Below are 5,607 nucleotides of genomic sequence, written 5' to 3'. Positions count from 1 at the left end.
ACTTGGGAAGAAATGACCTGCTTATTCGCACCTTCCCTAGGCTTTTTTGTAGTGGCATTAATTCATTGCGGACAAATACCCGACTAGCCTTCTCCACATCCCCAAACCCTCCAACTGCTTGGCATAATCCCCATCATCTGTGGCGGCACTCGGTGCGCTGCCATCATGTCATCGCGGCTCACGTTTTTGATGTTTAAAAACTCATCCTTTGCCGCAACCTCCGACAATGGGATGATCTGAATGCCGTCTTTTTGCCGTTGGACGAGTACATAAACAAGTTGCGAAAGCCAGGGAGCACTCAAGTGCCTAGCATTCAGCTTATTATCTAGAAATCATCGTCATAAGGTGGCGTCTGGTCGTATCCTTCATACCCGGTGGTGGGCGCTTGATGTTCATGGGCCCGTCGTAGGGCGTCTGTAGCTTGCCCCTGTTGTCCCGCTTTACCTCTTGGGCGTACCGTTCTGGCACTGAGTACACTGTCCGCAATGACCTGATAGCCTTGCTGTGTACCGCCATCCTGACCAATCCACTGATTGAGCTGCATATTGCCCGCCACACTGACAAGGTCGCCTTTACGATGTTTGGCCAGCGCATCGGCCTGTTTACCAAAAGCAATCACGCCCAACCAGAAAGTAGCCTCTCCGTTATCTGACGCATTACAAGGCAACGCCACCGCCAGACGGGCCATAGCCATGTTCGTACCTTTTCCAGTTGTTCTGGTCTGCGGGTCGGCCACCAGCCGGCCATACGCTGAAATTTGAGCTGTCATCGCTGTGATCCTCTCTCTTCTGATGCCCTGTACCTGATTCAGTGTTGGTTCAAAATGGTAGTTTGTTGCCTCAATGTTGGTTCATTTTTCAAACATGAAACCTTATTAAACAGATGCATATCACTACTGAGGCAACTGAACCAACTGAACCAACACCTAAACTACACACATGAAAGAATGCTTTTACTCTGGTTGGTCATCGTCCGGCAAATACTGCAGGACATAAACCCGAATCTGTCGCCCATCAATGCGTGGTGACTTTCTCTGGAACCCCCGGCCTGACGTCGGAGGCGTTAGCATGCCAGCTTTCTTCAGTACTTCGGCAAACTGACGTGCATTAAAGCCGCGGGCAATCTCCCCTTCGAAGGCCGCCGGGAAGGTGTAGAACACCATTGGGTCGGCATCGTGGCCACCTTTCTGCCGGTATCCCGCCATATTGGAGATCGGCAGACTGGATGGGTCATACGGGAACGGTGCAAAGCGGCTCATACCGTAGGCGTTCAGGAATGCCTCGGTCTGCTCGATAATCTGCTGGTGCTCTTTGTTCCCGGTACCAAACTCTCTCAGCCAGGCGTTATAACTGTACTGGATAGCATCCCGACAGGTCTGCTCATCCCAGCCGGTGATCACATTACCTAACAATAGTGCGGCTTCCAGAATGGCAAACCGGGCGCCAACACGATGGACCTGCTCCCCGTAATCCGAAGGGATCAGGCTACGCCAGCGCTCTTCCGTTACCCTGACAGCGCTTACCGCTTCTTGCTGGTGGTCCGCCAGCCACTTCACCCACTCACGCCCTGCCACTCCATGGTGATGCTGGTATGCATCTTTGAGAGCATCAGCATGGTGCTTACCATTTGCATGCTCATGGAAGCGTACTGCCCGCCGCATAGGGATATTCAGCAGGCGAACCAACTGGCCCGCTTTAGCCTTACGGCCGGCGCTGGCGATGAATGTTTCAAGATCCATCTCACCAGTGCTGATTGCCACAGTACGCCAGCGCTTGAGATCGCGGTTCCCTCCCTCCTTCGCCCCCTGCAGCTTACCGGTACCGTTAAATAGCGCATAGGCTGATTTATAGACTTCCACCGGGTCAGCGCCCTGGCCAATTTCGTCTAGCGGCATCAGCGCGTCGTTATGTGCGGCGGCCTCATTCGCCAGCCCCAGCGCAGTACCGTACCAGGTGAGACGCAGTACATCTGGATTGCCGTAAAGACTGGAGGCCACATTAGCAGTGGTAGTCTTACCCGCGCTCGACTGTTCGTAGAGGTGGATACCGAATCCATCAGCACCAGCAAGGCCAATCAGCGGGGCGGCCAATGCTGCGGCTACACCAGTCATCATCGAGTAATTCCCAAAGGCAAGACGTCCTACACTCTCCCGCCAGCTATCAACGGTGCCGCTGGTGGTGTAACCGGATGCTGCAGAACTCCGTCCATTAAAAAGCACCGGTTGTTCTGGCGTACCGATGATCTCACCATCGGGCATGATATAGGCGCCACACTGCCAGCCCGTAGCATGAGCAATGCGCCATACCTCACCATTGGCACAGCTCTGAAGCCAGTCGGCTAGCGTTGCGCGTAAACCGCTCTTAGTTGTTACATTCACGCCACCGGCTTTGAGCGTTCGCCAGCCTTCACGCTCACCAATGTCAGCAAAGGGTATCGCCTGTACGGTTTCACTCTTCGCACCAAATGCCTGCCAACGCAGGATCAAATACCGGGTTTTACTGTCATCAATGCCGATGCCGATAACCTTAAGAGCAGAACATAGCCAACTCTCACGGCAGATGATCTCTCCGGCATCTTTGTCTGATTTGGGTTCAACCCAATAAATACCATCAGCACGGCTTTCGACATGAGGTCGCAGAGATTCAGGTTTTGATGCGCCCTTTTTCCCTCCGTTGATCACTTGCAGTTTCGCGGACACTTCAGGCTCCTGCGGTTGATACATCGAATTCTTAAACGCCGTTGTAGCGGCTTCTAGTCCATGCTGTTGGTGGTAGTCGTTCCAGTCGGCCTTTTTCACCGTTGGAGGTAAAGCCACCCAGCCAGAGACAGCCTTTGCAGCTTTCTCCGCAGCGTCTTTGCCTGTGTTTGGCTCTCCGGGCTTAATATCGTTGTCGGCGGCGATGACGATCTGTATATCTGGGTAGCGCTGGCGCATAGCCTGGGCTACGGGCAGCAGGTTGCCAGCGTCTATGGCGCATACTGCCAGCGCGTCCGGGCGCATCAAATGAACTGACAGGGAAGTAGCCAGCCCCTCGGTCAAAATGACGGACTCGGGAGAATCAACGGGTTGGATGACATGAAATGCCCCGCGCTTCGCCGAACCGGTTAGCAGCCGTTTTTCACCCGCGGTGGTAATGGTCTGCGCCGCCACGGCAGCGCCGGAATCATCCACCAGCGGAAGAAGCAGGTCGCCGGAAGCCAGTAACTGGAACTGGATGGTTAATCCCTGCAGTCCTTTGCCAATTAGATATTCACTCTCACCCATGGTGGCCTGCTGGCACAGTTCGGCATACCGACGGGTAAACTTCAGGCGTCGCTGATTTGTCTCCTCAGCAGCCTGCTGCTGGCGCTCCTGCTCCCGCTGTTGGCGTTCTGCCTCCATCTGCGCCTGTCTATAACTGGCATCCTCCCCGCTGCGTTCCGTTGCCCGGTAATCAATACCCAGCACATCAGCCGCCAACCTGGCAGCCTCCGTGGTGTCGCATTTATTCACCTTGCGGATAAGGTCGAGGCCATCGCCGGCGCCGCACTGGTTGCAGATAAAGCTGCCGCGGCCGCCATCATCGAAACGAAAGCGATCCTTACCTCCACAGGCCGGGCAGGCTGTATGTTTTCTCGGTGAATCTGGCACGTTGATATGCAGGCCAGCCAGAACAGACGGCCAGCGATCAGTTGCAGCATGGGTAACTTCGCGGATGAGGTCGATATTTTTCATTCGCAGTCACCATCTTTCAGATGTGCGTTGTGCTCTAACTTTTTCAACAACTGAGTACCAATAAGTTCCGCGGCATCTACGAGATGGCTTTTGGTGTGTGGATCACTGACATCGTTAATTGTTCGCAGAATTGCCAACACGCATTCTGTTTCGTAGGTCAGTTCATCAAGCAGATAAGGCCTATCTGCGATATCAGTGGTGGGACTGTTGAATTGTGGACTTTGGGTAGGGGTAGTAGCCATGATGGCAGCCTCCTGTAACTGGGTCTGAAACCCACCACCGGAAACGCCAATTTCGCTGGTGGTGGACTGAACAGGGTTGGCGTAACCGGCGTTACAGGAAACCGGCGCGGATCTCTCCGCCCCCATCCAGCCCACCATTATTTTGTGAGCGGCGAGGATTATACCCGCAACGCAGAAAAAAAGGTGTACTGAATTAACGACACAAAAAAAGACGCATGGCGCGTCATAGGTCGCCTGTAAACTCTCCGGGACGCCAATCCCGGCACCAGATTTTGCTGGTGCGCTATAACCATAGACCGGGATGACGTGGGACATCAAGCCCTTTTTTATGGACTCGCAAAACTCTTTGCTCCAGGTGTGACGTCCATCGCGCGTGCTGCTCACAAAACTCGCCTCTAACGTGTCTTTAAATTCAAACATACCTGTCGCGAAACTCCGACAGGCGTTTTGTTCGCCACTATCAGTGGCCCGCAAAGTGACAGGTTTTGACAGGTTCCCGCGGCGGCACAGCACCCGCAAAGTACTAACATTTGCTAACAGGCCAGCCATAGAGGGGCTTTTACTCTGGGCGGCGGTAATCATTGTTTCACCTCCGCGTACTCCTTCATGAAGCGATCAATGGGCTGCACGCACGGGAACAGGTAACCATCGAGATAGAACGTCACGCGGTTGTGCGCTACAGAGACGACGCTCACCGTCTGGCCCTGAGCGTCGCGATATGCGTGATTTGGCAGCGGTGTGCTGGTGGGGTTAGTCATTAATGAACCTCCAGCAGGTCAGGTTGATACTTACGCCATAGTTCAATCTCTTCAGCGGCCAAGCGTGCTTTCTCACCTTTGCACGATTGAAGATCTTTACCGCGCTTACTGGCCTTCTTCGTGTACTGTACTTTGCGACGGGTATGGTCATTCAGGAACGCGAACGGAACGCCGTAGGAGCCTGTTTTACGGATAGATGGGATCACCTGACGGAATACCCAATTAGTGAAACTGTGAGCGAACGTGCCCTGCGTGGTGGCTTTGCGGCTGCGGGCGATCAGTTTGTAGAAACCGGATTCCGCAATAATATTCATCACAGGATTACCAGGGCCAGCATGAATACCCTGAAATGAAGTTAGGGTATTCTCATCCTTGTCCAACGCCATCACCGCTTTTGAAGCATTGCCAATCTCAAGTGCTTTGCACACGTCTGCCGCCACAAACCATGGTTCACCGAATACGTTAACCACTCGGACGGTTACGCTCTCAAATTTGATAACAGAAATATCATGTTCATTAGCTTGGTAAATATGTTTAGGGTTGGTGCCGAGTTGAGGAGAGGCCTCAGAATTAAATCTATTTTTTTCGATTTTCATTTTATGGCTCCGTTATTCGGCGGCGAATGCGTCCGGGAGTTGGTTAATTACACGCTCAATTTCAATTTTACAACTTGGTTGAATAAAAATTTCAGATGTAGAATTAATCACATAAATACATGGTCTAGCCGCCTTTTCTCTAGAGTGGTTTTTTTTCACCATTAGATATTCTCCCTGCGGCGGTTAGCCAGCCAATTATTAATCTCTACGGCATCAAAAGCTGTTATTTTTTCGCCCAGTTTAATGGGTTGTGGCATGACTTTAGCCTTCACCCAGCGATCTACTGTGGCAACGTG

Annotated in this window: 6 protein-coding genes and 1 pseudogene; all 7 read right to left on the bottom strand. The window is 52.7% G+C overall.

What is annotated here, in order from left to right:
* Positions 1–292 (bottom strand): annotated as a pseudogene (locus tag ACKLKD_RS27370) (capsid portal protein); the annotation flags it as partial.
* Between the two features lie 33 nt (positions 293–325).
* A complete protein-coding gene (locus tag ACKLKD_RS27365) occupies positions 326–769 on the bottom strand; it encodes a single-stranded DNA-binding protein (RefSeq protein ID WP_009307971.1) in 444 nt (147 codons plus the stop codon).
* Between the two features lie 183 nt (positions 770–952).
* Complete coding sequence (locus ACKLKD_RS27360; protein WP_087776042.1) at positions 953–3,715, bottom strand: TOPRIM and DUF927 domain-containing protein; 2,763 nt, start codon at positions 3,713–3,715, stop codon at positions 953–955.
* Complete coding sequence (locus ACKLKD_RS27355) at positions 3,712–4,539, bottom strand: ash family protein (RefSeq protein WP_087776044.1); 828 nt, start codon at positions 4,537–4,539, stop codon at positions 3,712–3,714. Before ACKLKD_RS27355 ends, ACKLKD_RS27360 begins: the two co-directional genes overlap by 4 nt.
* The gene (locus ACKLKD_RS27350; protein ID WP_087806436.1) at positions 4,536–4,715 is read right to left on the bottom strand and encodes a DUF4222 domain-containing protein; all 180 of its coding nucleotides are present in this window, start codon (positions 4,713–4,715) and stop codon (positions 4,536–4,538) included. Before ACKLKD_RS27350 ends, ACKLKD_RS27355 begins: the two co-directional genes overlap by 4 nt.
* Positions 4,715–5,311, bottom strand: a complete 597-nt coding sequence (locus ACKLKD_RS27345; RefSeq protein WP_032436822.1) for a Bro-N domain-containing protein — start codon at positions 5,309–5,311, stop codon at positions 4,715–4,717. The genes ACKLKD_RS27350 and ACKLKD_RS27345 overlap by 1 nt, the downstream gene beginning before the upstream one ends.
* Before the next feature lie 161 nt (positions 5,312–5,472).
* Positions 5,473–5,607, bottom strand: a 135-nt coding sequence (locus tag ACKLKD_RS27340) for a helix-turn-helix transcriptional regulator (protein ID WP_420062001.1), incomplete at its 5' end; no start/stop codon positions are given.

This window comes from Klebsiella sp. 10982 (assembly GCF_048589245.1).
GTDB classification, from domain to species: domain Bacteria; phylum Pseudomonadota; class Gammaproteobacteria; order Enterobacterales; family Enterobacteriaceae; genus Klebsiella; species Klebsiella quasivariicola.
Note: the sequence above shows the minus strand (reverse complement) of the source record. Positions and strands in the feature narration are given on the sequence as shown.

Excerpts from the sequence above, each read along its gene's own strand:
- ACKLKD_RS27365 (WP_009307971.1), bottom strand. The coding sequence starts at position 769 with ATGACAGCTCAAATTTCAGCGTATGGCCGGCTGGTGGCCGACCCGCAG.
- ACKLKD_RS27355 (WP_087776044.1), bottom strand. The coding sequence starts at position 4,539 with ATGATTACCGCCGCCCAGAGTAAAAGCCCCTCTATGGCTGGCCTGTTA.
- ACKLKD_RS27360 (WP_087776042.1), bottom strand. The coding sequence starts at position 3,715 with ATGAAAAATATCGACCTCATCCGCGAAGTTACCCATGCTGCAACTGAT.
- ACKLKD_RS27345 (WP_032436822.1), bottom strand. The coding sequence starts at position 5,311 with ATGAAAATCGAAAAAAATAGATTTAATTCTGAGGCCTCTCCTCAACTC.
- ACKLKD_RS27350 (WP_087806436.1), bottom strand. The coding sequence starts at position 4,715 with ATGACTAACCCCACCAGCACACCGCTGCCAAATCACGCATATCGCGAC.